Source organism: Hydrogenophaga sp. UC242_50, assembly GCF_042697355.1.
In the GTDB taxonomy this organism is placed as follows: domain Bacteria; phylum Pseudomonadota; class Gammaproteobacteria; order Burkholderiales; family Burkholderiaceae_C; genus Hydrogenophaga.
On sequence record NZ_CP170553.1, the window covers coordinates 3,190,664 to 3,217,250 of the forward strand.

Annotated in this window: 15 protein-coding genes, 1 tRNA gene and 10 pseudogenes; 20 read left to right on the forward strand and 6 right to left on the reverse strand. The window is 66.0% G+C overall.

Annotation, left to right across the window (positions count from 1 at the left end; all coding sequences use genetic code 11):
- The first annotated feature begins 146 nt into the window (after positions 1–146).
- The 5 genes and pseudogenes from ACFJGX_RS16390 to ACFJGX_RS16410 form a co-directional block, all read left to right on the forward strand.
- On the forward strand, positions 147–1,331 hold the full coding sequence (locus ACFJGX_RS16390; protein ID WP_382157523.1) for a branched-chain amino acid ABC transporter substrate-binding protein: 1,185 nt from the start codon (positions 147–149) through the stop codon (positions 1,329–1,331).
- A 211-nt stretch (positions 1,332–1,542) separates the two neighbouring features.
- Complete coding sequence (locus tag ACFJGX_RS16395; RefSeq protein WP_291119007.1) at positions 1,543–1,809, forward strand: hypothetical protein; 267 nt, start codon at positions 1,543–1,545, stop codon at positions 1,807–1,809.
- 56 nt (positions 1,810–1,865) lie between these two features.
- Positions 1,866–2,315 (forward strand): hemerythrin domain-containing protein, encoded by a 450-nt coding sequence (locus ACFJGX_RS16400; RefSeq protein WP_382325111.1) that lies wholly within the window; start codon positions 1,866–1,868, stop codon positions 2,313–2,315.
- Positions 2,316–2,348: 33 nt separating this feature from the next.
- Positions 2,349–2,798, forward strand: a pseudogene (locus tag ACFJGX_RS16405) (MFS transporter); the annotation flags it as partial.
- Positions 2,799–2,905: 107 nt separating this feature from the next.
- Positions 2,906–3,163: pseudogene (locus ACFJGX_RS16410) on the forward strand (IS21 family transposase); the annotation flags it as partial.
- Between the two features lie 258 nt (positions 3,164–3,421).
- On the opposite strand, the gene ACFJGX_RS16415 reads toward ACFJGX_RS16410, so the two are convergent.
- From ACFJGX_RS16415 to ACFJGX_RS16430, 4 genes are all read right to left on the reverse strand, one after another.
- Positions 3,422–3,511 (reverse strand) — tRNA-Ser (locus ACFJGX_RS16415).
- Between the two features lie 35 nt (positions 3,512–3,546).
- Entirely contained in the window at positions 3,547–3,942 is a 396-nt protein-coding gene (locus ACFJGX_RS16420; protein WP_382325109.1) for a DUF2237 family protein, read from the reverse strand.
- A 32-nt stretch (positions 3,943–3,974) separates the two neighbouring features.
- A complete protein-coding gene (locus ACFJGX_RS16425; protein ID WP_382325108.1) occupies positions 3,975–4,895 on the reverse strand; it encodes an SPFH domain-containing protein in 921 nt (306 codons plus the stop codon).
- Between the two features lie 59 nt (positions 4,896–4,954).
- Positions 4,955–5,380 carry an NfeD family protein gene (locus tag ACFJGX_RS16430; protein WP_382325107.1) on the reverse strand — a complete coding sequence of 142 codons (426 nt, stop codon included), beginning with the start codon at positions 5,378–5,380 and terminating at the stop codon, positions 4,955–4,957.
- A 221-nt stretch (positions 5,381–5,601) separates the two neighbouring features.
- Between ACFJGX_RS16430 and ACFJGX_RS16435 the strand changes: the two are divergent.
- A pseudogene (locus tag ACFJGX_RS16435) lies at positions 5,602–7,879 on the forward strand (Orn/Lys/Arg decarboxylase N-terminal domain-containing protein).
- A 64-nt stretch (positions 7,880–7,943) separates the two neighbouring features.
- On the opposite strand, the pseudogene fabI reads toward ACFJGX_RS16435, so the two are convergent.
- Positions 7,944–8,742 (reverse strand): annotated as a pseudogene (fabI, locus tag ACFJGX_RS16440) (enoyl-ACP reductase FabI).
- Between the two features lie 38 nt (positions 8,743–8,780).
- Between fabI and ACFJGX_RS16445 the strand changes: the two are divergent.
- The 14 genes and pseudogenes from ACFJGX_RS16445 (at position 8,781) to ACFJGX_RS16510 (ending at position 25,930) form a co-directional block, all read left to right on the forward strand.
- Positions 8,781–10,616 (forward strand): extracellular solute-binding protein, encoded by a 1,836-nt coding sequence (locus ACFJGX_RS16445; protein WP_382325106.1) that lies wholly within the window; start codon positions 8,781–8,783, stop codon positions 10,614–10,616.
- 17 nt (positions 10,617–10,633) lie between these two features.
- Positions 10,634–11,666, forward strand: a pseudogene (locus ACFJGX_RS16450) (microcin C ABC transporter permease YejB).
- Positions 11,666–12,701 (forward strand): annotated as a pseudogene (locus ACFJGX_RS16455) (ABC transporter permease). The pseudogenes ACFJGX_RS16450 and ACFJGX_RS16455 overlap by 1 nt, the downstream one beginning before the upstream one ends.
- Positions 12,698–14,306: pseudogene (locus ACFJGX_RS16460) on the forward strand (ABC transporter ATP-binding protein). Before ACFJGX_RS16455 ends, ACFJGX_RS16460 begins: the two co-directional pseudogenes overlap by 4 nt.
- A gap of 77 nt (positions 14,307–14,383) precedes the next feature.
- A pseudogene (locus tag ACFJGX_RS16465) lies at positions 14,384–14,854 on the forward strand (DUF2189 domain-containing protein); the annotation flags it as partial.
- A 277-nt stretch (positions 14,855–15,131) separates the two neighbouring features.
- Positions 15,132–15,352, forward strand: a pseudogene (locus tag ACFJGX_RS16470) (DUF2788 domain-containing protein).
- Positions 15,353–15,498: 146 nt separating this feature from the next.
- Positions 15,499–16,095 carry a ribosome maturation factor RimP gene (rimP, locus tag ACFJGX_RS16475; RefSeq protein WP_382326575.1) on the forward strand — a complete coding sequence of 199 codons (597 nt, stop codon included), beginning with the start codon at positions 15,499–15,501 and terminating at the stop codon, positions 16,093–16,095.
- A 55-nt stretch (positions 16,096–16,150) separates the two neighbouring features.
- The gene (nusA, locus tag ACFJGX_RS16480; RefSeq protein ID WP_382157565.1) at positions 16,151–17,650 is read left to right on the forward strand and encodes a transcription termination factor NusA; all 1,500 of its coding nucleotides are present in this window, start codon (positions 16,151–16,153) and stop codon (positions 17,648–17,650) included.
- Positions 17,651–17,681: 31 nt separating this feature from the next.
- Positions 17,682–20,549: pseudogene (gene infB, locus ACFJGX_RS16485) on the forward strand (translation initiation factor IF-2).
- Between the two features lie 3 nt (positions 20,550–20,552).
- Complete coding sequence (gene rbfA, locus ACFJGX_RS16490; protein WP_291115695.1) at positions 20,553–20,924, forward strand: 30S ribosome-binding factor RbfA; 372 nt, start codon at positions 20,553–20,555, stop codon at positions 20,922–20,924.
- A gap of 2 nt (positions 20,925–20,926) precedes the next feature.
- A complete protein-coding gene (truB, locus tag ACFJGX_RS16495; RefSeq protein ID WP_382325090.1) occupies positions 20,927–21,922 on the forward strand; it encodes a tRNA pseudouridine(55) synthase TruB in 996 nt (331 codons plus the stop codon).
- On the forward strand, positions 21,919–23,745 hold the full coding sequence (gene typA / locus ACFJGX_RS16500; protein ID WP_382157572.1) for a translational GTPase TypA: 1,827 nt from the start codon (positions 21,919–21,921) through the stop codon (positions 23,743–23,745). Before truB ends, typA begins: the two co-directional genes overlap by 4 nt.
- A 54-nt stretch (positions 23,746–23,799) precedes the next feature.
- Complete coding sequence (locus tag ACFJGX_RS16505; protein ID WP_382325088.1) at positions 23,800–24,807, forward strand: DMT family transporter; 1,008 nt, start codon at positions 23,800–23,802, stop codon at positions 24,805–24,807.
- A 22-nt stretch (positions 24,808–24,829) separates the two neighbouring features.
- A complete protein-coding gene (locus tag ACFJGX_RS16510) occupies positions 24,830–25,930 on the forward strand; it encodes an enoyl-CoA hydratase/isomerase family protein (protein WP_382325086.1) in 1,101 nt (366 codons plus the stop codon).
- Between the two features lie 9 nt (positions 25,931–25,939).
- Here the strand turns inward: ACFJGX_RS16510 and ACFJGX_RS16515 are convergent, their stop codons facing one another.
- The gene (locus ACFJGX_RS16515) at positions 25,940–26,425 is read right to left on the reverse strand and encodes an anti-sigma factor family protein (protein WP_382326577.1); all 486 of its coding nucleotides are present in this window, start codon (positions 26,423–26,425) and stop codon (positions 25,940–25,942) included.
- Positions 26,426–26,587: the final 162 nt, after the last annotated feature.

Consider the following 26,587-nt stretch of genomic DNA (forward strand, 5'->3'; position numbering starts at 1 on the left):
GCGTGATGCGACTTTGGGAAAACCCTCGTTCCTTCCCACAGGCGCTGCGCGATGCGAAATCCGCTGGTTTTTTGGAGTATCTTTATGGGCGTGGAGAAAAAAAGTTCCCTCCGCATTCCAACTTCCATCCTTTTCCGAGGAAAACCATGCAACTGAACACCAAACTGGCCGTCATCGCGGCGGCTGTCGCACTTGCCGCTTGCGGCAAAAAAGAAGAGGCCGCACCCGCAGCCGCTCCTGCCGCTGCCCCCGCTGCCGCCGCTCAGGTCATCAAGATCGGTCACGTTGGTCCCACCAGCGGCGCCATCGCCCACCTCGGCAAGGACAACGAGAACGGCGCCCGCATGGCGATCGAGGAGCTCAACGCCGCTGGCCTGACCATCGGTGGCAACCCGGTCAAGTTCGAACTGCTGGCGGAAGACGACGCAGCAGATCCGAAGCAAGGCACCGCCGCCGCCACCAAGCTGGTGGATGCCAAGGTCGCTGGCGTGATCGGCCACCTGAACTCCGGCACGACCATCCCGGCCTCGCAGATCTACAACGACGCTGGCATTCCCCAGATCTCTCCCTCCGCCACCAACCCCAAGTACACCCGCCAGGGTTACGCTGGCGCGTTCCGCGTGGTGGCTGACGACGTGCACCTGGGTGGCACGCTGGGCAAGTACGCCGTGGAATCGCTCAAGGCCAAGAGCGTGGCCGTGATCGACGACCGCACCGCGTATGGCCAGGGTGTGGCCGACGAGTTCGAAAAGGGCGTGGCTGCTGCGGGCGGCAAGGTGGTGGGCCGTGAGTTCACCAACGACAAGGCGACCGACTTCAACGCCATCCTGACCACCCTGAAGGCCAAGAAGCCCGACGTGGTGTTCTTCGGCGGCATGGACGCCGTGGCCGGCCCGATGCTCAAGCAGATGAAGCAGCTCGGCATCAACGCCAAGTTCATGGGTGGCGACGGCATCTGCTCGACCGAGCTGCCGAAGCTGGCCGCCGACGGCCTGGCCGACGACCAGGTGTTCTGCGCTGAAGCCGGTGGTGTGGAAGGCGAACAGAAGGAAGGCATGGAGAAGTTCCGCGCCGACTTCAAGGCCAAGTTCAACGCCGACGTGCAGGTCTATGCCCCGTACGTGTACGACGCCACGAAGGTGCTGGTCAACGCCATGGTCACCGCCGGCTCGGCCGACCCCAAGGTCTACCTGCCCGCGCTCAAGGCCACCAACTACAAGGGCGTGACCGGCAACATCGCCTTCGACGAAAAGGGCGACATCAAGAACGGTGCCCTGACGCTCATGACCTACAAGGGCGGCAACCGCACCACCTTGGCCGTGATCCGCTGATCGGCCAGTGCCCCGGACGGGACGGCCTCTTCGGAGGCCTCCTGTGACAAAAAGCCACCGCATGCGGTGGCTTTTTTTCGTCTGCGCCCGGCGTGGGTGCAGTCCTACAGGGAAGGGGGGCCTCAGCCGACACCCGGGCCGCACGGGGATTTTTAGACTGGTTGTGCGTGGCGATCCTGCCCGCAACCCGTTTCTTTTCTGGAGATTTCGCATGAGCAACCAAGGCAAGTCCAACCAGCAGCAACAGCAGAACCCGAACCAGCAACAGCCTGGCAGCCAGAACAACCCCAATCAGCAGCAACAGCAGCCGAACCCCAATCAGCAGCAACCCGGCAGCCAGAACAAGCCGGGCCAGCAGCAACAGGCACAACCCGGCCGCGATGACAACCGCAAGTCGCCGCAGCAAGGCGGCAACCAGGCGGACAACAACGATCCGTCGCGCAAGCAGCAAGGCAGCAACAACCCGCAACGTGGTTGATCGGCTGAGACGAGGAATGCCCGGCCTCGGCCGGGTTTTTTATGCAGGAGATCCCCATGGACAACATCTACGAAGCCCTCCGCGAAAGCCACGAGACGCAGCGCACGCTGTGCCGGCGGCTGGTGCGCACCAAGCCCGAGGATCCCCGCGCCCAAGAGATTTTCAAGGCGCTGCGCATCGAACTGGCCGCCCACGCGGCCGCCGAAGAGCGCTATCTGTACGCCCAGATCCTGTTTGACGACATGGGGCTGGATTCGTCGCGCCACGCTTTGCACGAGCACCATGAGATCGATGAATGTGTCGAAGCCCTGGAAGAGGCGCGAAACAAGCCCGAGGCCTGGCCGGAGCTGGCGAAGAAGCTGTCCCACGAAGTGCACCACCACCTGCGGGAAGAAGAGCGCAAGTTCTTCCAGCTCTCCGGCAAGATCCTGAGCGACAGGCAAAAAGTCAGCCTGGCCGCGCAGTACCGGTCCGACCTCGACCGGATGCGTGACGTGGTGGCCTGATCCCGAAGGGGTAAAACCCCCAGCCTGCGTGGAATGCTGCGTTGCAGCAAGATCGAGGGAATGTCCGCCACATCCTCCCAGGCCCCCACGGGCGACCCCGCCACCCATCCTGCTTTCCGCTCCACCGTTTGGGCCCTCGGGCTCGGCGGTTTTGCCATTGGCACCGGCGAGTTCGTCATCATGGGCCTGCTGCCCGAAGCGCGCACCACGCTGCAGGTCAGCATCCCGCAGGCCGGCCATGTGATCAGCGCCTACGCGCTGGGTGTGGTTGTCGGGGCGCCTTTGCTGGCCGTGCTCACCGCCCATTGGCCCCGGCGCATGCTGCTCGTCGTGCTGATGGTGCTGTTCGCCCTCGGCAACCTGGCCAGCGCGGCGGCCCCCGGTTATTGGAGCCTGAACCTGCTGCGCTTCATGGCCGGCATGCCGCACGGCACCTATTTCGGCGTGGCATCCCTCGTGGCCGCCTCGCTGGTGCCACCGGGCTGTTGTCTTCCACTGAAAACTGACCCAGTTAGAGCATCAATTTCCATTGAAAGCTGACCCACGTAAGAACCCTATCCTGCTGCTTTTGGCAGCAGGAGATTTCAGGAGTGATAGACGTGGCGACACTGAGTGTCATAAGACGCTGGGCACTGCGCGAGCAGATGTCCATCCGCGAGATCTCCAGGCGTACAGGCCTGGCTCGCAACACCGTTAAGAAGTACCTGCGGGCGGGCGATGAAGAGCCCCGCTACGCCAGGCGTGCGAGCTCCAGCAAGCTCGATCCATTCGCCGACAAACTTTCAACATGGCTGTCGATCGAGGCAACAAAGTCGCGCAAACAGCGGCGCACTTTGCTGCAGCTCCACACACCCTAGATCTGAAAAGGAGAAAACGAAGCACTTATCCACACCGTGAGCTTCTTTGCTCACACAACGGGTGGGTCAGTATTCGATGGAAATCTCGGGTCAGAGATCAGTGAAATTCAACAAAAAGTGTTTCTAAAAACCAGAGATAGCAGTAAACGTCATGAAAACTGCATAGACAAAAAAGCCCCGATCTCCAATGAAGAACGGGGCTTTTAGGGTGTTGTCTGAGATCCTTTGAAAGGGTCCGAGACTCATTAATGGCGGAGAGGGCGGGATTCGAACCCGCGGTGGGGATTAGCCCACACACGCTTTCCAGGCGTGCGACTTAAACCACTCATCCACCTCTCCGCGAAGCCTGCGATTGTAGCAGGCCGTTGCGCCCTTTATCCCGCCCGGCTGCCGTCGGCGGTCTTGTTGTGCCAAGCGTGCTGCAGCAACACGTCCAGCGACACATATTCCAGGGCCGCCGCGTGGGTGCTGTCCAGCACCACCGGTGGCGCCACGCCCGCCTGCAGGGCTTCCAGCCAGCGTTGCACGCAGAGGCACCAGCGGTCGCCGGGCTGGAGGCCGGCGAAGCGCCATTGCGGGCGCGGGGTGCTCAGGTCGTTGCCGTTCTCTCGCGAGAAGTCCAGAAACGCCGCCGTGACACGGGCGCACACCACGTGTGTGCCATGGTCTTCGGCGTCGGTCTCGCAGCAGCCGTCGCGGTAGAAGCCGGTGAGCGGGTCGTAGGAGCAGGGCACCAGCGGGCCGCCCAGCACGTTGCGCGACAAGGTCATGGTGGCGGCTCCGTGGTGAGGCTGGTGTTGCGTCAGGCGTTGGTCTTGCCGCCCACACCCACCATCTTCATGGCCGAGGTGATGAGCGCCGACACCTCGGTCATGTTGCTGGGCACGATGAGCGTGGTGGTGGCGTCGGCGGCGACCTTGCCGTAGGCCTCCACGGCTTTCTCGGCCACCTTGAGCTGCACGGCTTCCTGGCCGCCCGGCTGGCGGATGGCTTCGGCCACCTTGCGAATGGCTTCGGCGTTGGCCTCGGCCACCGCGAGGATGGCGGCGGCTTCACCTTGCGCGTTGTTGATCTCGGCCTGCTTTTCGCCTTCGGAGCGGGCAATGAAGGCTTCGCGCTCGCCGGTGGCGATGTTGATCTGTTCCTGGCGGCGGCCTTCGGACGCCGCGATCAGCGCGCGCTTCTCGCGCTCGGCGGTGATCTGCGACTGCATGGCGCGCAGGATGGCCTCGGGCGGCGTGAGGTCCTTGATTTCGTAGCGCAGCACCTTCACGCCCCAGTTCAGCGCGGCTTCGTCGATGGCCGAGACCACCTGCGCATTGATCACGTCGCGCTCTTCGAAGGTCTTGTCGAGTTCCAGCTTGCCGATGACCGAGCGCAGCGAGGTCTGTGCCAGCTGGGTCACGGCCACGATGTAGTTGGACGAGCCGTAGCTCGCGCGCATCGGGTCGGTGACCTGGAAGTACAGGATGCCGTCCACTTGCAGCTGGGTGTTGTCGCGCGTGATGCAGACCTGGCTGGGCACGTCCAGCGGAATTTCCTTCAGGCTGTGCTTGTAGGCCACCTTGTCGACGAAGGGCACCAGGAAGTTCAGGCCCGGCGCGAGCGAAGAGTGGTACTTGCCCAGGCGCTCCACCACCCACGCGTTCTGCTGCGGCACGACCTTGATGGACCGTGTGATGAAGATGACGGCGATGATGAAGAGGAGGATGGCAATTTCCATGGCAATGGCTTCTCAGAAAGGTTTCAGGAGGGGCGAGGGTAGCGCATGCGTGTTCGCGCTCAGACCTTGTCGACCAGCAGGCGGTTGCCCACGAGCTCGGCCACGCGGTAGGCGCCTGGGGTGGGCGGGTTGCCCGGGCGCTGGATCACGGTCCATTGCGCGCCACGGTATTTCACGCTCGCGGTGCCGTCGGCGTGCCATTCGTCGATCTGCAGCACCTCGCCGATGTCGAGGTTGACGCTGCGCATGGCGCGCACCGAGGGGTCGCCGGCACCGCGTTTCTTGATGAAGTACCAGCCCACCACGGCGGCAGAGCCGACCACCGCCGCCGCGATCAGCTCCATGGTGGTGCCCAGGCCTGCGTGTGCCGCGAGCGCGCCGGCGGCCAGGCCCACGGCGAGCATCAGCAGGTAAAAGGTGCCTGTGAAAAGCTCCAGCGCGACAGCAGCGCCGGCCAGCAGCCACCACACGGTTGAGTCCGACATGAATACTCCTGTCTTCAGAATGCCAAGGGAACCCGGGCGCGGCCCAAGGGTCTGGCCAGAAGGAATGTCTGGCTTGCGCCACATTCTGCGACAAAAGGCCGGCGCGTTCCGCAGGGAGACACGCGATTTCCGTACACTTCGCGCCTGCTTTGCCACCGTTGGGGTCCCCGCCGATGGTGCCCTTCCCCCGTAGCCGGCTGAACACGGCTGGAGAATCTCACATGAAATTCCGCTTTCCCATCGTCATCATCGATGAGGACTTCCGCTCGGAGAACACTTCGGGCCTGGGCATCCGCGCGCTGGCACAGGCCATCGAAGTCGAAGGCTTCGAGGTGGTGGGCGTGACGAGCTATGGCGACATGAGCCAGTTCGCGCAGCAGCAGAGCCGGGCGAGTGCCTTCATCCTGTCGATCGACGACGAGGAGTTCAGCCACGGCGACGACATCGACCCCGTGGTGCTGAACCTGCGCAGCTTCATCGACGAGGTGCGCCGCAAGAACGCCGACGTGCCGATCTACATCTACGGCGAGACCAAGACCAGCCGGCACCTGCCCAACGACGTGCTGCGCGAGCTGCATGGCTTCATCCACATGTTCGAGGACACGCCGGAGTTCGTGGCGCGCCACATCATCCGCGAGGCCAAGAGCTACCTCGAAGGCATCCAGCCGCCGTTCTTCAAGGCCTTGCTGGACTACGCGGAAGACGGTTCCTATTCGTGGCACTGCCCGGGGCACTCGGGTGGCGTGGCCTTCCTGAAGAGCCCCGTGGGCCAGATGTTCCACCAGTTCTTCGGCGAGAACATGCTGCGCGCCGACGTGTGCAACGCGGTGGAGGAGCTGGGCCAGCTGCTGGACCACAACGGCGCCATCGGCGCGAGCGAGCGCAATGCGGCGCGCATCTTCAATGCCGACCACTGCTTCTTTGTCACCAACGGCACGTCCACCTCCAACAAGATGGTGTGGCACCACACGGTGGCGCCGGGCGACGTGGTGGTGGTGGACCGCAATTGCCACAAGTCCATCCTGCACAGCATCATCATGACGGGCGCGATCCCCGTCTTCCTCAAGCCCACGCGCAACCACTACGGCATCATCGGCCCGATCCCGCAGAGCGAATTCGAGATCGAGGCGATCCAGGCCAAGATCCGCGCCAACCCGCTGCTGGCCGGCGTGGACGCCGCCACCGTGAAGCCGCGCGTGCTCACGCTGACGCAGTCCACCTACGACGGCGTGCTCTACAACACCGAGGCCATCAAGCAGATGCTGGACGGCTACGTGGCGAACCTGCATTTCGACGAAGCCTGGCTGCCGCACGCGGCCTTCCACCCGTTCTACGGCAACTTCCACGCCATGGGCAAAAAGCGCGCGCGGCCGATGGAGTCGGTGGTGTACGCGACGCAGTCCATTCACAAGCTGCTTGCCGGCATCAGCCAGGCCAGCCACGTGCTCGTGCAGGATTCGCAGAACGTCAAGCTGGACCGCCACCTCTTCAACGAGGCTTACCTGATGCACACCAGCACCAGCCCGCAGTACGCGATCATCGCGAGTTGCGACGTGGCTGCGGCCATGATGGAGCCGCCCGGCGGCCGTGCGCTGGTGGAAGAGAGCATCTTCGAAGCGCTCGATTTCCGCCGCGCCATGCGCAAGGTGGAAGCCGAGTTCGGTGAGGACGACTGGTGGTTCAAGGTCTGGGGGGCCGGACGACCTGGCCGACGAAGGCATGGGCGAGACCGGCGACTGGGTGCTCAAGCAGAAGGACGTGTCTTTCAGCGAGAAGGACTGGCACGGCTTCGGCGACATGGCGCCTGGCTTCAACATGCTGGACCCGATCAAGGCGACCATCGTCACCCCGGGCCTGAACCTGGACGGCCGTTTCGAAACCAACGGCATTCCGGCGTCCATCGTCACCAAGTTCCTGGCCGAGCACGGCGTGGTGGTGGAGAAGACGGGCCTGTACAGCTTCTTCATCATGTTCACCATCGGCATCACCAAGGGCCGCTGGAACACGCTGCTGACCGCGCTGCAGCAGTTCAAGGACGACTACGCCAAGAACCAGCCGATGTGGCGCATCCTGCCGGAGTTCTGCCAGAAGCACCCGCGCTACGAGCAGATGGGCCTGCGCGACCTGTGCCAGCACGTGCACGAGCTGTACGCCCGCTACGACATCGCGCGCCTCACGACCGAGATGTACCTGAGCGACCTCACGCCGGCGATGAAGCCCACCGATGCCTTCGCGCACATCGCGCAACGCACCACCGAGCGGGTGCCGATCGACGCGCTGGAAGGCCGCATCACCACCAGCCTGGTGACGCCGTACCCGCCGGGCATCCCGCTGCTGATCCCGGGTGAGGTGTTCAACAAGAAGATCGTGGACTACCTGAAGTTCGCGCGCGAGTTCAACCTGCAGTGCCCGGGCTTCGAGACCGACATCCACGGCCTAGTGGAAGTGGTGGGCGACGACGGCCGCAAGAGCTATTTCGCGGACTGCGTGAAGGCCTGAGGCCTGCGGGCTTCCGTGCCGCCAAGCGCCCCGGCCACGTCAGTGGCGCGGGGCGTTTTCCATTTCAGAGCATGGCCTGGCTGTCGCGGCTCACGCCCGTGGTCTGGGCGTAGCCGCCATCCACGTAGGTGATCTCCGCCGACACGCCGGAGGCGAGGTCGGAGAGCAGGAATGCGGCCACGTTGCCCACTTCCTCGATGGTGATGTTGCGGCGAATCGGCGCGGCGGAAGCCACCAGGTTGAGCAGCTTGCCGAAGTCCTTGATGCCGCTGGCCGCCAGCGTCTTGATCGGGCCGGCGCTGATGCCGTTGACGCGCATGCCCTTGGGGCCGAGCGATTCGGCGAGGTAGCGCACGGATGCTTCCAGGCTGGCCTTGGCCAGGCCCATGGTGTTGTAGTTGGGCACCGCGCGGATCGCGCCCATGTAGCTCAGCGTGAGCAGCGAGGCCTTGTCGTTCAGGTAGGGCAGGGCCGCCTTGGCCGATGCCGGGGAAGCTGTAGGCGCTGATGTCGTGAGCGATGCGGAAGGCTTCGCGCGAGAGGCCTTCGAGGAAGTCGCCGGTGATGGCCTCGCGCGGGGCGAAGCCGATGCTGTGCACGAAGCCGTCGAACTTGGGCCAGGCCTGCGACAGGTCGGCGAACATCTTGTCGATCTGGGCGTCGTCGCTCACGTCGCAATCGAAGATGAGCTTGGAATCGAAGTCGGCCGCGAACTCGGTGATGCGGTCCTTGAAACGGTCACCGACGTAGCTGAACGCCAGCTCGGCGCCTTGTTGGTGGCAGGCCTTGGCAATGCCGTAGGCGATGGATCGGTTGGACAGCACGCCCGTGATCAGCAGTTTCTTGCCAGCGAGAAAACCCATTTTTCAGTCTCCAGAGAAAAATCCTTCAGAATTGTCTCATGCGTCGTTCCGCCCCTTGCCTCCACAGCCGTCTCGCGACGCTGTGCGCGGCCGTGGCCCTGGTGGCGTGGAGCCCGGCCAGTTGGGCGGCCCATGGCTATGCGCTGTGGGGCGACCTGAAGTACCCGGCGGGTTTCACGAACTTCGACTACGTGAACCCGAACGCGCCGCAGGGTGGCGAGCTGCGGCTGGTGAGCAACCAGCGGGTGTCCACCTTCGACAAGTACAACCCGTTCACCATCCGGGGTTCGGCACCGGCCTACCTCGCCGCCTTGGTGTTCGACACCTTGCTCACACCCTCGCTGGACGAGACCGCGTCGGCCTACGGGCTGCTCGCCAGCGATGTCTCGGTGGCCGACGATGGCCTGTCGGCCACGTTCAAGCTGCGTGCCGAGGCGCGCTTTCACAACGGCGACCCCGTGCTGGCCGCCGACGTGCGCCACAGCTACGACACGCTGATGAGCCCGCAGACCATGCCGGCCTACAAGACGCTGCTGGAGGAGGTGGCGGGGCTGGACGTGATCGACGAACGCACGGTGCGCTTCCGCTTCAAGCGGCCGAACCGCGAACTGCCGCTGACGGTGGGCACCATTCCCGTCTTCAGCCGCAAGTGGGGCATGGTGGACGGCAAGGCCAAGCCGTTCGATCAGGTGGTCATGGACGTGCCGATCGGCAGCGGGCGCTACAAGATCGGCCCCGTGGTGTTCGGGCGCGACATCACCTACGTGCGCGACCCGAACTACTGGGCCCGCGATCTCAACGTCAAGCGCGGCACGGACAACTTCGACCGCATCACGGTCAAGATCTACAAGGACAACACGGCCCGCCTCGAGGGCTTCAAGGCAGGCGAATACGACCTGCTGCAGGTGTTTTCCGCGGGAGACTGGGCCCGCCGCGTGAACGGGCGCCGCTTTGACAGCGGTGAGCTGGTCAAGGGCGAATTCGCCCATCGGCTGCCCTCGGGTTTCCAGAGCTACGTGCTCAACACGCGCAACCCCAAGCTGGCCGATGTGCGGGTGCGCGAGGCGCTGGGCCTGGCCATTGACTACGAGTGGATGAACCGCCAGATGTTCTACAGCTCGTACCACCGTGTGAATGGCTTGTTCGGCAACACCGATTGCGAAACCACGGGCCTGCCCACGGCGGAGGAACTGGCGCTGCTGGAGCCCTGGCGCGGCAAGGTGCCTGACGCGGTCTTCGGCCCCATGACCGTGCCCCCGCGCACCGATGGGGACTCCTCGCTGCGGGCGAACCTGCGCAAGGCCCGCACCCTCCTGAGCGAGGCGGGCTGGGAGGTGCGCGACGGCGCGCTGCGCAATGCCAAGGGCGAGCCCATGGTGCTGGAGTACCTGGACAGCCGCGAGGGCGGCGTGCGCACTGTCGGCCCGTGGATCCGCAACCTGGAGAAATTGGGCATTCGCCTGAACTTCCGTTCCGTGGACTACGCCCTCTACCAGCAACGGGTCGATCGTTTCGAGTACGAGATGATTTCGATCGCCTTTCCCGGCACCAACAACCCGGGGCAGGAGTACGTCGAGATCTTCGGCAGCAAGGCGGCAGACATGCCGAGTTCGGGCAATTTCGCGGGCGTCAAGAGCCCGGCGGTCGATGCCCTGTTGCGCCGCATGACCAGTTCCAGGACCAAGGCCGAGCTGCTGCCGGCCTGCCATGCGCTGGAGCGCGTGATCGCGCACAGCCACTACCTGATCCCGCAATGGACGGTCAACGAACACCGCATGGCCTACAACGCCACGCGGCTGGACAAGCCGGCCAGCATGCCGCCCTACACCCAGGCCGAGACCTGGGCCATGACCACCTGGTGGGCCAGAAAATGACCTTCCGCTGACGCCCTATGTTGTCTTACATCCTCAAACGCCTGCTGCTCATGCTGCCCACGTTGTTCGGCGTGCTGCTGCTGACGTTTGTGGTGATCCAGTTCGTGCCCGGTGGCCCGGTGGAACAGTACCTGGCCGACGCGCGCGCGGCGGGCGGGCCCGGCGGCGCGGAGGGCAGCGGCATGACCTACCGGGGCGCGCAGGGCGTGGACCCGCAGCGCCTGGAGCAGATCAAGGCGCTCTACGGTTTCGACAAACCCGCGCACACGCGTTTCGTCGAGATGCTGGGCCGTTTCGCGCGCTTCGACCTGGGCAACAGCTTCTTCCAGAACAAGCCGGTGAGCCAGCTCATTGCCGAGAAGCTGCCGGTGTCCATCAGCCTGGGTTTGTGGACCTTTCTCATCAGCTACGGCGTGGCCGTGCCGCTGGGCGTGCGCCAAGGCCGTGCGGGCCGGCACGCGCTTCGATCTGGTCAGCACCTTGCTCGTGCTCGTGGGCTATGCCATCCCGGGCTTCGTGCTGGGCGTCGCGCTGCTGGTGATCTTCGGCGGGCAGCTGCAGTGGTTCCCGCTGCGTGGGCTTACCTCCGCCAACTGGGAGGAGCTGAGCTGGGGCGCGCGCATCATCGACTACCTCTGGCACATCACGCTGCCCGTCACGGCCATGGTGCTGGGCAGCTTCGCCGTCACGTCCATGCTGACGAAGAACGCCTTCCTGGAGGAAATCCGCAAACAGTACGTGATGACGGCGCTGGCCAAGGGGCTGTCGGAGCGGCAGGTGTTGTGGAAACACGTGTTCCGCAACGCGCTCATCCCCATCGTCACCGGTTTTCCGGCGGCCTTCATCGGCGCCTTCTTCACGGGGGCGCTGCTCATTGAAACCCTGTTCTCGCTGGATGGCCTGGGTCTGCTGAGCTACGAGAGCGTGATCCGGCGCGACTACCCGGTCGTCATGGGCACGCTGTTCCTGTTCACCCTGATCGGACTGGTCACCAAGCTGATCTCCGACCTTTGCTACGTGTGGGTGGACCCCCGCGTGAAGTTCGACTGATGGCCACGGTGTCCATGAGCCCCAGCCGGCGCGCCTGGCTGCGCTTCAAGCGCAACCGGCTCGGCTACTGGAGCCTGGTGATTTTCTGTGCGCTGGTGGTGGCGCAGCCTCTTCGCCGAGGTGCTGTCCAACGACCGGCCGCTGATCGTGCGCTACGAGGGCAAGACCTATTTCCCGGTGGTGCAGGACCATGCGGAGACCGTCTTCGGGGGCGACTTCGAGACGCCCACCGACTACCTCGACCCCTTCATCCGCGAGCAGATCACCCGGGGCGACAACTGGGCCCTCTACGCACCCAACCCCTATGGTGCGCAAACCATCAACTACTTCGCCAAATCGCCCAATCCGTCGGCGCCCACGTGGGACAACTGGCTGGGCACCGACGACCGGGGGCGCGACCTGCTGGCGCAGCTGATCTACGGCTTTCGCGTGAGCGTGCTGTTCGCGCTGGCGCTCACAGCCATCGGCGTGGTGCTGGGCGTCATCACCGGCGCGATCCAGGGCTTCTTTGGTGGCAAGACCGACCTGGCCTTCCAGCGCTTCATCGAGATCTGGAGCTCCATGCCGGAGCTGTACCTGCTCATCATCTTCTCGGCCGTGTTCTCGCCCAGCCTGGGCTTGCTGCTGATCCTGCTCAGCCTGTTCGGCTGGATGGGCCTGTCCGACTACGTGCGCGCTGAGTTCCTGCGCAACCGCCAGCTCGACTACGTGCGCGCGGCGCGCGCCATGGGCCTGTCGAACGGGCAGATCATCTGGCGCCACGTGCTGCCCAACAGCCTGACGCCCGTGGTCACCTTCCTGCCGTTCCGCATGAGCGCGGCCATCCTGGCGCTGACCTCGCTGGACTTCCTCGGCCTGGGGGTGCCGCCGGGCACGCCGTCACTGGGCGAGTTGCTCAGCCAGGGCAAGAACAGCATCGACGCCTGGTGGATTTCCCTTTCCACGTTCGCCGTGCTGGTGATCACGCTGCTGCTGCTCACCTTCATGGGCGATGCGCTGCGCGACGCGCTGGACCCCCGAAAGGCCGACAAATGACGGCGCCCATGCTGCTCGAAGTCAGGGATCTGCGCGTGGCGTTCGCCGGCCAGGAGGTCGTGCATGGCATCGATTTCTCGATCCGGGCCGGCGAGAAGCTCGCGCTGGTGGGCGAATCGGGTTCTGGCAAGACGGTGTCGGCGCTCTCGCTGCTGCGATTGGTGCACAACGCGGACGTGTCCGGCCGTGCGCTGCTGCAGGGCAAGGACCTGCTCGCCATGACCGAGCGCCAGCTGCGTGGCGTTCGGGGCGACGAGGTGGCGGTCGTGTTCCAGGAGCCGATGAGCGCGCTCAACCCGCTCTACACCGTGGGCGATCAGATCCGCGAGGTGCTGCAGCTCAAGAAGGGCCTCACGCTCCGCCAGGCGGTGGTGGCGTCCCACGAGCTGCTGGCCTCCACCGGCATTCCCGAGCCGGCGCGCCGCGCCAACGCCTTTCCGCACCAGCTCAGCGGCGGCCAGCGCCAGCGCGCCATGATCGCCATGGCCCTGGCCAGCGCGCCCAAGCTGCTGCTGGCCGACGAACCCACCACCGCGCTGGACGTGACCCTGCGCGTGCAGATCCTCGACCTGCTCGCGGACCTGCAGCGGCAGCACGGCATGGCGGTGCTGCTGATCACGCACGACCTGAACCTCGTGCGCCGCTTCGCCGACCGCGTGGCCGTGATGGAACGCTGCGCACCTGGTGGAGCAGGGCGGGGTGGGCGACGTGTTCGCCGCGCCCCAGCACCCCTACACGCGCAAGCTGCTGGCCAGCAAGCCCGAGCGCGACGTGGCCGAGCCGGTGGTGCGGGCCGATGCGGCGCCTGTGTTGAAGTCCCAGCGTCTGCGCGTGAGCTATCCCGTGCGGCTGCCAGGTTTCAAGGGGTGGTTCAGAAAGGGCGAGTTCGTGGCGGTGCACGGCGCCGACATGGTGATCGCCCCGGGGCAGACGCTGGGTGTGATCGGCGAGTCCGGCTCGGGCAAGTCCACCCTGGCGCTGGCCGCGCTCGGCTTGCTGCCGCACCAGGGCAGCCTGCAGATCGATGGCACCGACTGGACGCAGGCGAAAAAGGCCGGCCGGGACCGCGCCCTGCGCCAGCGCGTCCAGGTGGTGTTCCAGGACCCGTTTTCCTCGCTCTCGCCGCGCCTGACCGTCGAGCAGATCGTGGGCGAGGGCCTGCAGGTGCACCAGCCGGGGCTGTCGGTGGCTCAGCGGCGCGAGCGGGTGGTGACCGCGCTGGCCGACGTAGGACTGGTTGACGACCCCGAGCACGGCAGCGACTGGCTGCAGCGGTACCCGCACGAGTTCTCGGGCGGTCAGCGGCAGCGGCTGGCGATCGCCCGTGCCTTGATCGTCGATCCGCAACTGCTGGTGCTCGACGAGCCCACCAGCGCACTCGACGTGACGGTGCAGAAGCAGGTGCTGTCGCTGCTGCAGCGCCTGCAGCGAGAGCGGGGCCTGAGCTACCTGCTGATCACCCACGACGTGGACGTGATCCACGCCATGGCGCACGACGTGATGGTGATGAAGGACGGTGTGGTGGTGGAGCATGGGCCGGTGGACCGGGTCCTGCAGGCGCCCGAGCACCCCTACACGCGCGCACTGGTGCAGGCCGCCGCCTGAACCCACACCGTTCTTGATCTGCGTCAGTCGCTGGCGCGGGCGCTGAGGCTATAACGCGCTCAATGGATGTGGATCGCATGCCTTCGTCGCCAGTCACGCTGACCTCGCCCGCGCGCTGGGTGGCGGCGGGCTGGGCCGACCTCTGTCGCAACCCCGTGCCGGGTCTGGTGCATGGCCTGCTGGTCACCGCCTTCGGCGCCTGGCTGCTGTGGATCGCGCGCGATCGCTTCTGGCTGCTGGCCGGCGCCTTCTCGGGTTTTCTCATCGTCGCGCCCATCCTGGCCACCGGCCTGTACGCGGTCAGCCGGGGGCTGGAACGCGGGCAGCGCATCGGCATGGCCGAGGTGTGGGCGCTCTGGCGCTCGGGCGACGCCCGGCTGGTGCGCTTTGGTCTGCTGCTGGGGCTGGCGGGCACCGGCTGGGTGCTGACCTCGGCGGCGCTGATCACCCTGTGGTCGCCCGTGCCCATTCACAAGCCGATGGATTTTCTGCGCCACGTGGTGCTGGTGCGCGAGATCGGCCTGTTCGAGGTCTGGCTGCTGCTGGGCGCGCTGCTGGCCGCCCCGGTCTTCGCGTCCACCCTGGTGGCGCTGCCCATGCTGGTGGATCGGCCGGTGGCGGTGAGCGCGGCGGTGTTCCGCAGCTGGCGCGCCGTGCGCCAGCCACCCGGGCCCGGCCACGCTGTGGGCGGTGTGCATCGCGCTGCTCGCCGGCCTGGGCATGGCGTCGGGCCTGCTGGGCCTGATCGTGCTCATTCCACTGATGGGCCACGCCAGCTGGCACGCCTACCGCGATCTGACCGCCGGGGACGGGCAGGGCTGAGCGATGGAAGCCACCGTCCTGGGCTTCACCGAGGGCCAGATCGCGCAGTTCGGGCTGACCTTCGGTGTCGGTGCCTTCATCCTCTACATGCTGTTCATCGTGCTCAACCTCGCGCGCGAGTCCAAGGCGGGGAAATTTGGTACTTTTGTCCTCTTCCTGGTGCTTTCTTTCGGCATGTTGGGCTTTCTGCGAAGAACCTCATCCAATGGGTGCTGGGCATCTGAGCGAGGTTGCCAGATAGCGCACAGAAGCGTTACAATGCTGGCTTCACGACCAAATGGGCGGGTAACTACCGGCCCATTTTTTTTGGCCGAACGCTTTTGGCCCCACGGACCGCCGGGGGGCGAACCCTGGGCAGACACCACACGCAATGGCTTGGCAAGACACCGTAGAGCAGACCGTCACCGGACTGGGCTTTGACCTGGTGGAACTCGAACGCTCCGCTGGCGGTCTGTTGCGCGTGACGATCGACTGGCCCTGGCAGGCGCCCGTGGAGGGGCAGCCGATGCCCGCCGAGCGCTTTGTGACGGTGGAAGATTGCGAGAAGGTCACGCGCCAGCTGCAGTACCTGCTGGAAGTGGAAGGTCTGGAGTACCGGCGCCTCGAAGTGGGTTCGCCGGGCATCGATCGCCCGCTCAAGCGCGAGATCGATTACGTGCGGTTTGAAGGCCACGTGGTGGACCTGACCCTAAAGGCGCCGATCGGCGCCACGGGGACCGATGTGGCGGCGAACCGCAAGAAATTTCGCGGCACGCTCGAACGTGCCGACGACGGTGTGCAGTGGCAGGTGGTCTGGAGCGATGCGCCCGAACCCAAGCCGGGGCAGCGCGTGAGCAAGAAGCGCGCGCCCGTGCCGCTGCAGGCCCTGGCTTTTGGGCTGGCGGATGTCCAGCAGGCGCGGCTCGCGCCGATCGGTGAATTTCAAGGGCCGGCAGGCCCCTGGCGCGGCCGCTGCGCCGGGCGATGAATGAGAGAAAACGTTGTGATTACGGAAAAGCTATTCGGAAAGGTGGGCGAGTGAAATGAACCGCGAAATGTTGATGCTGATCGATGCGATCTCCCGCGAGAAGAACGTCGAGCGCGACGTGGTGCTCGGCGCCGTGGAGCTCGCACTGGCCTCGGCCACCAAGAAACTCTACAAAGGCGATGTCGACATCCGCGTCGCGATGGACCCGGACACCGGCGCCTACGAAACTTTCCGCCGCTGGCTGGTCGTGCCCGATGAGGCCGGCCTGCAGAACCCGGATGCCGAAGAAATGCTCAGCGATGCGCGCGATGAACTCGCCGACATCGAGGAGGGCGACTACATCGAGAAGCCGGTGGAAAGCGTGCCGATCGGACGCATCGGCGCAATGGCCGCCAAGCAGGTGATCCTGCAGAAGATCCGCGACGCCGAGCGCGAGATGCTGCTCAACGACTTCATGTCGCGCGGCGACAAGATCTTCGTGGGCACCGTCAAGCGCATGGACAAGGGCGACCTGATCGTCGAGAGCGGCCGGGTTGAAGGCCGCCTCAAGCGCGGCGAGATGATCCCCAAGGAAAACTTCCGCACCGGCGACCGCGTGCGCGCCATGATCATGGAAGTGGACCTGACGCTGCGCGGCGCGCCCATCCTGCTGTCGCGCTCGGCACCTTCCTTCATGATCGAGCTCTTCCGCCAGGAAGTGCCCGAGATCGAGCAAGGCCTGCTGGAGATCAAGACCTGCGCCCGCGACCCGGGTTCGCGCGCCAAGATCGCCGTGCACAGCTTCGACAAGCGCATCGACCCCATCGGCACCTGCGTCGGTGTGCGCGGTTCGCGCGTCAACGGCGTGACCAACGAGCTCGCCGGCGAGCGCGTGGACATCGTGCTGTGGTCGGAAGACCCGGCGCAGTTCGTGATCGGCGCGCTGGCCCCGGCCAACGTGGTCTCTATCGTGGTGGACGAAGAGCGCCACGCGATGGACGTGGTGGTCGACGAGGAAAACCTCGCGATCGCGATCGGCCGTGGCGGCCAGAACGTGCGCCTGGCTTCGGAACTGACCGGCTGGCGCATCAACATCATGACCGCCGACGAATCGGCGCAAAAGCAGGCCGAAGAGGCCGACGGCATCCGCAAGGTGTTCATGGCCAAGCTGGACGTGGACCAGGAAATTGCCGACATCCTGATCGAGGAAGGTTTCACCAGCCTCGAGGAAGTGGCCTACGTGCCGCTGCAGGAAATGCTTGAGATCGAATCTTTCGACGAAGACACCGTCAACGAGTTGCGCACGCGCGCCAAGGACGCCCTGCTGACGATGGAAATCGCGCGGGAAGAAAGCGTCGAGGAAGTCTCGCAGGACCTGCGCGACCTCGAAGGCGTGACGCCCGAGCTGATCGCCAAGTTGGCCGACGCCGGTGTCCACACCCGCGACGAGCTGGCCGACCTGGCCACCGACGAACTCACCGACATCACCGCACAGACGCCTGAAGAGGCCACGGCGCTGATCATGCTGGCACGCGCGCACTGGTTCACCGGTGACGAAGCGCAATCCACGAACTGACCAGCGGAGGCCCCAGCGGAGAAAAGAACCCATGACCAGTACCACCGTCGCCGAATTGGCTGCCGAGCTGAACAAGCCCACTTCCGTCCTGCTGGAGCAACTCACAGCAGCCGGAGTGCCCAAGACTTCCGGGACCGATGCGGTCACCGAATCCGACAAGCAGTCGCTGCTCGGCCACCTCAAGGCCAGCCACGGCACGGCGGGCGGTGAACGCAAGAAGATCACCCTCGTCAAGAAATCGACCTCCGAGATCAAGCAGGCCGATGCGACCGGGCGCGCCCGCACCATCCAGGTGGAAGTGCGCAAGAAGCGCACCTTCATCAAGCGCGACGACGAGGTCGCGGTGCCCGAGGCCGTGGCCGAAGCCGCGCCGGCCGCACCCGCGATCGACACCGAGGAACTGGCCCGGCGCGAGGAAGACGCGCGCCGCCAGGCCGAGTTGCTGCGCCGCCAGGAAGAAGAACTGACGCAGAAGCGCCAGGCCCGCGAGGCCGAGGAAGCCCGCCAGGCCAAGGCCGAGCAGGAGCGTGCCGCCGCGGCCGAAGCCGCTGAGGCGGCCGCGCGCGTCGCCGCCGAGGCCGCCGCGCCGGTGTCGGTGGACGAGGCTGCCGCCGCCAAGGCGAGCAAGGACGCCCAGGCCAAGACGGCTTCGCTGGAGCGCGAGTCCGCTGCCCGCGTGCTGGCCGACAAGAACGCCGAGGCCAAGAAGGCCGAGGAACTGCGCGCACAAGATTTGCTGGAGCGCCGCCGCAAGGCCGAGGCCGAAGCCGCGAACATCCGCGCGATGATGTCCGCTCCCGCCAGGACCCTGGTGGCAAGAAGCCGGAGCCGGCGCCTGTCGCCGACCCGAAGGCGGGCATCAAGGGCACGCTGCACAAGCCAGCCGGCACGCCGGGCAAGGCACCCGCCACGGCCGGCGCCACGGCGGCCGCTCCGGGCGGTGCCGCGGGCAAGAAGGAAGTCAAGTCCGAGAACCTGTCCTCCACCTGGAAGGACGACGCGGCCAAGAAGAAGGAAATCAAGACCCGTGGCGACACCAGCGCCGGGCGTTCCAACTGGCGTGGCGGCCCGCGTGGCCGCCGCAACGACCGCGATTCGCGCGATGCCGGCCAGAGCAGCTTCGTGGCACCGACCGAGTTCAAGGTGATCGAAGTGCACGTGCCCGAGACCATCACCGTGGCCGAGCTCGCGCACAAGATGAGCCTGAAGTCGTCCGAGGTCATCAAGCAGTTGATGAAGCTGGGCCAGATGGTCACCATCAACCAGCCGCTGGATCAGGACACCGCCATGATCGTGGTGGAAGAGCTGGGTCACAAGGCCGTCGTGGCCGCGTTGGACGACCCCGAGGCCTTCACCGACGAGGAAGCCACGCAACAGGACGCCGAGGCCTTGCCTCGCGCGCCGGTGGTCACCGTCATGGGCCACGTCGACCACGGCAAGACCTCGCTGCTCGACTACATCCGCCGTGCGAAGGTGGCTGCGGGCGAAGCCGGCGGTATCACGCAGCACATTGGTGCGTACCACGTGGAAACCGAGCGCGGCATGATCTCGTTCCTCGACACCCCGGGCCACGAGGCGTTCACCGCCATGCGTGCCCGTGGTGCCCAGGCCACCGACATCGTGATCCTGGTCTGCGCGGCCGACGACGGCGTCATGCCGCAGACCAAGGAAGCCATCAAGCACGCGAAAGCGGCGGGTGTGCCGATGGTCGTGGCCTTGACCAAGATCGACAAGCCGGGCATCAACCTCGAGAAGGTGCGCTCGGAACTGATCGCCGAAGAAGTGGTGCCGGAAGAGTTTGGCGGTGACACGCCGTTCGTGGGCGTGTCGGCCAAGACCGGTGCGGGCGTGGACGCGCTGCTTGAACAGGTGCTGTTGCAGGCTGAAGTGCTGGAGCTCAAGGCGCCGGTGGACACCATCGCCAAGGGCCTGGTGATCGAAGCGCGCCTGGACAAGGGCCGCGGCGCGGTGGCGCACGGTGCTGGTGCAGAGCGGCACGCTCAAGACCGGCGACGTGATCCTGGTCGGTCAGACCTCGGGCCGCGTGCGCGCCATGCTCGACGAGAACGGCAAGCCCATCAAGGCGGCCGGCCCGTCGATTCCGGTGGAAATCCAGGGCCTGTCCGAAGTGCCTCAGGCTGGCGACGACTTCATGGTGATGACCGACGAGCGCCGTGCGCGCGAAATCGCCACCTACCGCGCCGGCAAGTTCCGCAACACCAAGCTGGCCAAGCAACAGGCCGCCAAGCTGGAGAACATGTTCTCCGACATGACGGCGGGCGAGGTCAAGCTGCTGCCCATCATCGTCAAGGCCGATGTGCAGGGTTCGCAGGAAGCGCTGTCGGCCTCGCTGCTCAAGCTCTCGACCGAAGAGGTCAAGGTGCAGCTGGTGTTCGCCGGGGTCGGTGGCATCAGCGAATCGGACGTCAACCTGGCCATCGCCTCCAAGGCGGTGATCATCGGCTTCAACGTGCGTGCCGACGTGGGCGCGCGCAAGCTGGCCGAAGGCAACGACGTGGACCTGCGCTACTACAACATCATCTACGACGCCGTGGACGATCTGAAGGCGGCCATGTCCGGCATGCTGGCGCCCGAGAAGCGCGAAGAGGTCATCGGCTCGGCCGAGATCCGCACCGTGTTCGTGGCCTCCAAGATCGGCACGGTCGCTGGCTGTATGGTCACTTCCGGCATGGTCACCCGCAGCGCGCATTTCCGCCTGCTGCGCGACAACGTGGTGGTCTACACCGGCGAGATCGACACGCTCAAGCGCCTCAAGGACGATGTGCGCGAAGTCAAGGAAGGCTTCGAGTGCGGTATCAAGCTGAAGAACTACAACGACATCAAGGAAGGCGACCAGCTCGAATTCTTCGAAGTCAAGGAAGTGGCTCGCACGCTGTAAACCATGCCCCGCAAAGCATCATCCACCCCCAACCGCGGTTTCCGCGTGGCCGACCAGATCCAGCGGGATCTGGCCGAGCTGATCGCGCGCGAGCTCAAGGACCCGCGGGTGGGCATGGTCACGATCAATGCGGTGGAGGTCACGCCCGACTACGCGCACGCCAAGGTGTTCTTCAGCCTGTTGACCGGCAACCCCGATGAGACCCTGCAAGGCCTCAACGCGGCGGCCGGTTTCCTGCGCAATGGCCTGTTCAAGCGCCTGCACATCCACACCGTGCCGACGCTGCATTTCGTGTTCGACCGCACCACCGAGCGCGCGGCCGACATGAACGCCTTGATTTCCAAGGCCGTTTCTTCTCGTTCAAAGGAAGAATGAGCATGCACGCGCCACGCACACGGGTGCAGCGGCGCCCTGTGCATGGGGTGCTGCTGCTCGACAAACCGCTGGGTCTCTCCAGCAACCAGGCTTTGCAGAAGGCCAAGTGGTTGCTGCGCGCGGAAAAAGCGGGCCACACCGGCACGCTCGACCCGCTGGCCAGCGGGGTGTTGCCGCTGTGTTTCGGTGCCGCCACCAAATTCAGCCAGATCCACCTGGACGCGGACAAGACCTACGAGACCACCGTGCGCCTGGGCGTGAAGACCCGCACCGGCGATGCCGAGGGCGACGTCATCGAGTCGCGCCCCGTGACGTGCACGGCGGGGCAGGTGGTCGAGGTGCTCGACCGCTTCACCGGCCCCATTGCCCAGGTGCCGCCCATGCACAGTGCCTTGAAGAAGGATGGCAAGGCGCTCTACGAGTACGCGCGGGACGGCGAGACGGTGGAGCGCGAAGCGCGCCACGTCGTCATCCGCGATCTGGAGCTGCTGGACATGCAGCTGCAGGGCGAGGCCCCGCAATTGCGCCTGCGGGTGCGCTGCAGCAAGGGCACCTACATCCGCACCTTGGGTGAAGACATTGGCGAAGCCCTGGGTTGCGGCGGCCATCTCATCGCGCTGCGGCGCATCGCCACCGGCCCATTCGACGTCTCGCAGTGCATCGCACTGGATGCGCTGGAAGCCTTGAGCGAAGAGGACCGGCTGGCGCGGCTGCTGCCGGTGCAGTCCCTGCTGGAAGGTCATGACCCTGTCACGCTCGGCGCCGACGATGCCGGGCGCTTTCTCAGCGGCGTGCGCCGCCGGGGCGGGTGGGCTGACAGCGCCCGCGTGGCGGTCTTCGGTCCCGTGCCCCACACGACTTCCGACCCATCCTCCCTCCCATCTTCCGTGCTGCTGGGCAGTGCCCACACCCAGGCCGGGGAGTTGATCCCGGGGCGACTGCTGAGCCCCTCCGAAATACAGCAAATCCTGGAAACCTCACCGGAACTCACATCATGAGCAAACAAATCCGCAACATCGCCATCATTGCCCACGTTGACCATGGCAAGACCACCATGGTGGACCAACTGCTGCGCCAGTCGGGCACCTTCGCCGAGCACGAGAAGGTGGTCGACACGGTGATGGACAACAACGCCATCGAGCGCGAGCGCGGCATCACCATCCTGGCCAAGAACTGCGCGGTGAGCTGGGAAGGCACGCACATCAACATCGTCGACACCCCCGGCCACGCGGACTTCGGTGGTGAGGTGGAGCGCGCCCTGTCCATGGTGGACGGTGTGGTGCTGCTGATCGACGCGCAGGAAGGCCCGATGCCGCAGACGCGCTTCGTGACCAAGAAAGCGCTGGCCCTGGGCCTCAAGCCCATCGTGGTGGTCAACAAGGTGGACAAGCCGGGTGCCAACCCCGACAAGGTGATCAACGCCGCCTTCGACCTGTTCGACAAGCTGGGCGCCAACGACGAGCAGCTCGACTTCCCCGTGGTCTACGCCTCGGGCATCAACGGCTGGACCTCGCTGGTCGAGGGCGCGCCCGGCGAGCAGTGGGGCCCGGACATGTCGGCCCTGTTCAACACCGTGCTCAAGCACGTGCCGTCGCAGAAGGGTGACCCGAGCGCACCGCTGCAGCTGCAGATTTCCGCACTCGACTTCTCGACCTTCGTGGGCCGCATCGGCGTGGGCCGCGTCAGCGCCGGTATCGTCAAGCCCGGCATGGACGTGGCGGTGATGGAAGGCCCCGATGGCAAGACCATCAAGGGCCGCGTCAACCAGGTGCTGACCTTCCAGGGTCTGGACCGCGTGCAGGTGACCGAAGCCGGCCCGGGCGACATCGTGCTGATCAACGGCATTGCCGACATCGGCATCGGCGTGACCATCACCGACCCGCTCAACCCGGCGCCGCTGCCCATGCTCAAGATCGACGAGCCGACGCTGACCATGAACTTCTGCGTCAACACCAGCCCGCTGGCCGGCCGCGAAGGCAAGTACGTGACCAGCCGCCAGGTCTGGGACCGCCTGCAGAAGGAACTGCAAAGCAACGTCGCGCTGCGCGTCAAGGAAACCAGCGAAGACGGCATTTTCGAAGTGATGGGCCGGGGCGAACTGCACCTGACCATCCTGCTGGAGAACATGCGCCGCGAAGGCTACGAACTGGCCGTGTCCAAGCCGCGCGTGGTGTTCCGCGAGATCAACGGCGAGCGCCACGAGCCGATCGAAATGGTGACGGCCGACATCGAAGAGCAGCACCAGGGCGGCGTGATGCAGGCCCTGGGCGAGCGCAAGGGCGAGCTGGTGAACATGGAACCCGATGGCCGCGGCCGCGTGCGCCTGGAGTACCGCATCCCGGCCCGTGGCCTGATCGGTTTCACCAACGAGTTCCTGAACCTGACGCGCGGTTCGGGCCTGATCGCCAACATCTTCGACGGCTACGAGCCGCACAAGGGCGACATCGCCAGCCGCAAGAACGGCGTGCTGATCTCCATGGACGACGGTGAAATCTTCACCTACGCCCTGGGCAAGCTGGACGACCGCGGCCGCATGTTCGTGCGCGCTGGCGACCCGGTGTACGAAGGCATGATCGTCGGCATCCACAACCGCGACAACGACCTGGTGGTGAATGCCACGCGCACCAAGCAGCTGACCAACTTCCGTGTCAGCGGCAAGGAAGACGCGATCAAGATCACGCCGCCCATCGAGTGCACGCTGGAGTACGGCGTGGAGTTCATCGAGGACGACGAGCTGGTGGAGATCACGCCCAAGAGCATCCGCCTGCGCAAGCGCCACCTGAAGGAGCACGACCGCAAGCGCGCCAGCCGCGAAGGCTGATCGCTCCGCACAGGCCGTTGTCTCCCGGGACGCGGCCTTTTTTACGAACAGACCATGCCCTTTCGTGCCCTCAGTCGCCTGACGCACACCCAGGCGGTGTTCATGATGATCGTGGTGACCCTGATGTGGTCGATCGCGGGGGTGGTCTCGCGCCAGCTCGAATCGGCGGCGCGCTTCGAGGTCACGTTCTGGCGCAGCGCCTTCACCACGCTGTCGCTGCTGGTGATCCTGCCCTGGTGGCGCGCCGCCGACCGCGCGGCGGGGCAGATCGCCGACGACCCCGGGCAGGGAATGCTCGAGCGCCATTGGGGCGTGCTGGCGCGCTCCAAGGCGTTCTGGATTTCGGGCGTCTGCTGGAGCGTGATGTTCACCGCCTTCATGCTGGCGCTGACCTTCACCACCGTGGCCAACGTGCTCATCATCATGTCGGTGGGCCCGCTGTTCACCGCGCTGGTGGCGCGCGCGGTGCTCGGCCAGCGGCTCGCGCTGCGCACCTGGCTGGCCATCGTGGCGGCCGGCGCGGGCATCGTGTACATGTACGGCAGCCAGTTCCTGCAAGCCTTCAGCGACCCCGCCACGCAGACCGGTGGCCTGGTGGCCGGCTCGCTGGCGGCACTGTGCGTGCCGGTGGCCGCTGCCATCAACTGGACCGTGGTGCAACGCGGCCAGACCCATGGCGAAAAGATCGACCTCGTGCCCTCGGTGCTGCTGGGTGGCCTCCTGTCCTCGCTGGCGACGCTGCCCCTGGCGCTGCCATTCGAGGCCACGGGCACCGACGTGGCCTGGCTGGCCCTGCTTGGCCTGGTGCAGCTGGCCATTCCCTGCGCGCTGGCCGTTGTGTGCGCCCGTTCGCTCAAGGCGCCCGAGGTGTCGTTGCTCGCGCTGCTGGAGGTGATCTTCGGCATCCTGCTGGCCTGGGCCGGCGCGGGCGAAGTGCCCGGCCCGGAGGTGCTGACCGGCGGCTCGCTGGTCATTGGCGCGCTGGTGCTCAACGAACTGCTTGGCTGGCGTTCGCGCGCTGGCACCCCGCGTATCCAGACGGTGGACAAACAGCCACAATGATCGACTGACCGGAAGAACAAAGATGACTTCTCTGACACCCGAAACCCATGTCGTTGCCGAAATCCGGGGGCGCGTGGGCTGCATCACCCTGAACCGCCCCAAGGCCCTCAACGCGCTCTCGCTCGACATGCTTCGCAGCCTCACGCAGACCTTGCAGGCCTGGCGCGACGATGACGCGGTGCTCGCGGTGGTGGTGCGCGGGGTCAACAAGGAAGGCCCGTTCGGCGCGTTCTGCGCGGGCGGCGACATCCGCTTCTTCCACCAGGCGGCCCTGGCCGGTGATGCAGCGCTGGAAGACTTCTTCACCGAGGAGTACGCGCTCAACCACCTGATCCACACCTACCCCAAGCCCTACATCGCGCTGATGGACGGCATCGTGATGGGCGGTGGCATGGGCATCAGCCAGGGCGCGAGCCTGCGCATCGTCACCGAGCGCAGCAAGCTGGCCATGCCCGAAACCAACATCGGCCTGTTTCCTGATGTGGGCGGGGGCTACTTCCTGAGCCGCTGCGCGGGCCGCCTGGGCGAGTACCTGGCGCTCACGGGCCTGGTGCTGACCGGCCGCGAGGCCATCACGGCGGGCCTGGCCGATGGCTTCATCGACGCCGGCCGCTTGCCCGGCCTGTGGGCCTCGCTCGAGCGCACGCCGTTCGAAAACGGCGCGTCGGTGGAACGCTGGTGCACGAGCCACCTCAGCACCACCGCAGCGCCCGCCCCGTGGCCGGCGAAAGAGGTGGACCGGATCTTCGGCCTGCCCGATGTCCCGAAGATCATCGCCGCGCTCGAAGCGACCGACAGCGACTGGGCCCGCCAGACCGCCACCACCCTGCGCCAGCGCTCGCCCTTGATGCTGCACGTGGTGCTCGACCAGATCCGACGCGCGCGTGGCATGGGCCTGGCCGACGACCTGCGCATGGAGCGCGACATGGTGCATCGCTGTTTCCACCTGCGCCCCGGCGCCGCCAGCGAAACGGTGGAAGGCATCCGCGCCCTGGCGGTGGACAAGGACCATGCGCCTCGGTGGAACCCGGCCCGCATCGAAGACGTGACGCCAGCGGAGGTCGCGGCTTTCTTCGAGAGCCCCTGGCCGGTGGACGAGCACCCGCTGCGGCGGTTGGGCTGAGGCCGCAGCTTAGAGCTGGCGGTACACCGCCTCGGCCAAGGCCATGAGTGCGTCGCGGCTCAGCGGCCCACTCAGGGCGTAGCCGAACCCCTGGTCCACCCAGTAGAAGCCGGGCACCGGGCCCTCCTGCGCGAAGCGGAAGGCGGTTTCGCCGCTGGCCTCGGCAGGTTCCGTGGTGGGGGCGAGGGCGCCAAGATACAAGGTGATGCGCACGCCCTGGGCGTTCTGGAACATGAACTGCGCGCGCGCACCCACGTCGCCCGGCAGCAGGCGGCCACCCACGAGTTCGTAGCCCAAGGCATCGAGGCGCGGCACCTTGAGCGCCTTGCCGGTGCGGCGCGACAGCCATTGCACCAGGTGCTCCTGATCCACCGCGCCCACCTCCACAGGGTGCCGCTTCTCGGGGGAGTACACCGCGTGGGCGACCGATGCGTCGCGCGCGAAGGCGGGCAGGGTGCGCAGGGGGCAGAACCTGGCGCGGGCCCGCTCGGCCATTCGTGGTTCGACAAACGACCGACGCCGAAGGCCAGCACGATGCCGGCCGCCATGCCGCCCCAGCGCCACCAGCCTGACACGCGGGCCTGTGCATCGCTGGCGCGGTGCGCGGCTTCCCGCATGCCGGGCGGCACGGGTGCCTGCAGCAGGTCGGTATGCAAC

What these genes read in the sequence shown, in the direction of transcription:
- rimP (WP_382326575.1), top strand. Translation starts at nt 15,499, where the DNA reads ATGGCTTGGCAAGACACCGTAGAGCAGACCGTCACCGGACTGGGCTTT.
- ACFJGX_RS16515 (WP_382326577.1), bottom strand. Translation starts at nt 26,425, where the DNA reads ATGGCCGAGCGGGCCCGCGCCAGGTTCTGCCCCCTGCGCACCCTGCCC.
- ACFJGX_RS16505 (WP_382325088.1), top strand. Translation starts at nt 23,800, where the DNA reads ATGCCCTTTCGTGCCCTCAGTCGCCTGACGCACACCCAGGCGGTGTTC.
- ACFJGX_RS16395 (WP_291119007.1), top strand. Translation starts at nt 1,543, where the DNA reads ATGAGCAACCAAGGCAAGTCCAACCAGCAGCAACAGCAGAACCCGAAC.
- ACFJGX_RS16430 (WP_382325107.1), bottom strand. Translation starts at nt 5,380, where the DNA reads ATGTCGGACTCAACCGTGTGGTGGCTGCTGGCCGGCGCTGCTGTCGCG.
- ACFJGX_RS16420 (WP_382325109.1), bottom strand. Translation starts at nt 3,942, where the DNA reads ATGACCTTGTCGCGCAACGTGCTGGGCGGCCCGCTGGTGCCCTGCTCC.
- nusA (WP_382157565.1), top strand. Translation starts at nt 16,151, where the DNA reads ATGAACCGCGAAATGTTGATGCTGATCGATGCGATCTCCCGCGAGAAG.
- typA (WP_382157572.1), top strand. Translation starts at nt 21,919, where the DNA reads ATGAGCAAACAAATCCGCAACATCGCCATCATTGCCCACGTTGACCAT.
- truB (WP_382325090.1), top strand. Translation starts at nt 20,927, where the DNA reads ATGCACGCGCCACGCACACGGGTGCAGCGGCGCCCTGTGCATGGGGTG.
- ACFJGX_RS16425 (WP_382325108.1), bottom strand. Translation starts at nt 4,895, where the DNA reads ATGGAAATTGCCATCCTCCTCTTCATCATCGCCGTCATCTTCATCACA.
- ACFJGX_RS16510 (WP_382325086.1), top strand. Translation starts at nt 24,830, where the DNA reads ATGACTTCTCTGACACCCGAAACCCATGTCGTTGCCGAAATCCGGGGG.
- ACFJGX_RS16445 (WP_382325106.1), top strand. Translation starts at nt 8,781, where the DNA reads ATGCGTCGTTCCGCCCCTTGCCTCCACAGCCGTCTCGCGACGCTGTGC.
- ACFJGX_RS16390 (WP_382157523.1), top strand. Translation starts at nt 147, where the DNA reads ATGCAACTGAACACCAAACTGGCCGTCATCGCGGCGGCTGTCGCACTT.
- rbfA (WP_291115695.1), top strand. Translation starts at nt 20,553, where the DNA reads ATGCCCCGCAAAGCATCATCCACCCCCAACCGCGGTTTCCGCGTGGCC.
- ACFJGX_RS16400 (WP_382325111.1), top strand. Translation starts at nt 1,866, where the DNA reads ATGGACAACATCTACGAAGCCCTCCGCGAAAGCCACGAGACGCAGCGC.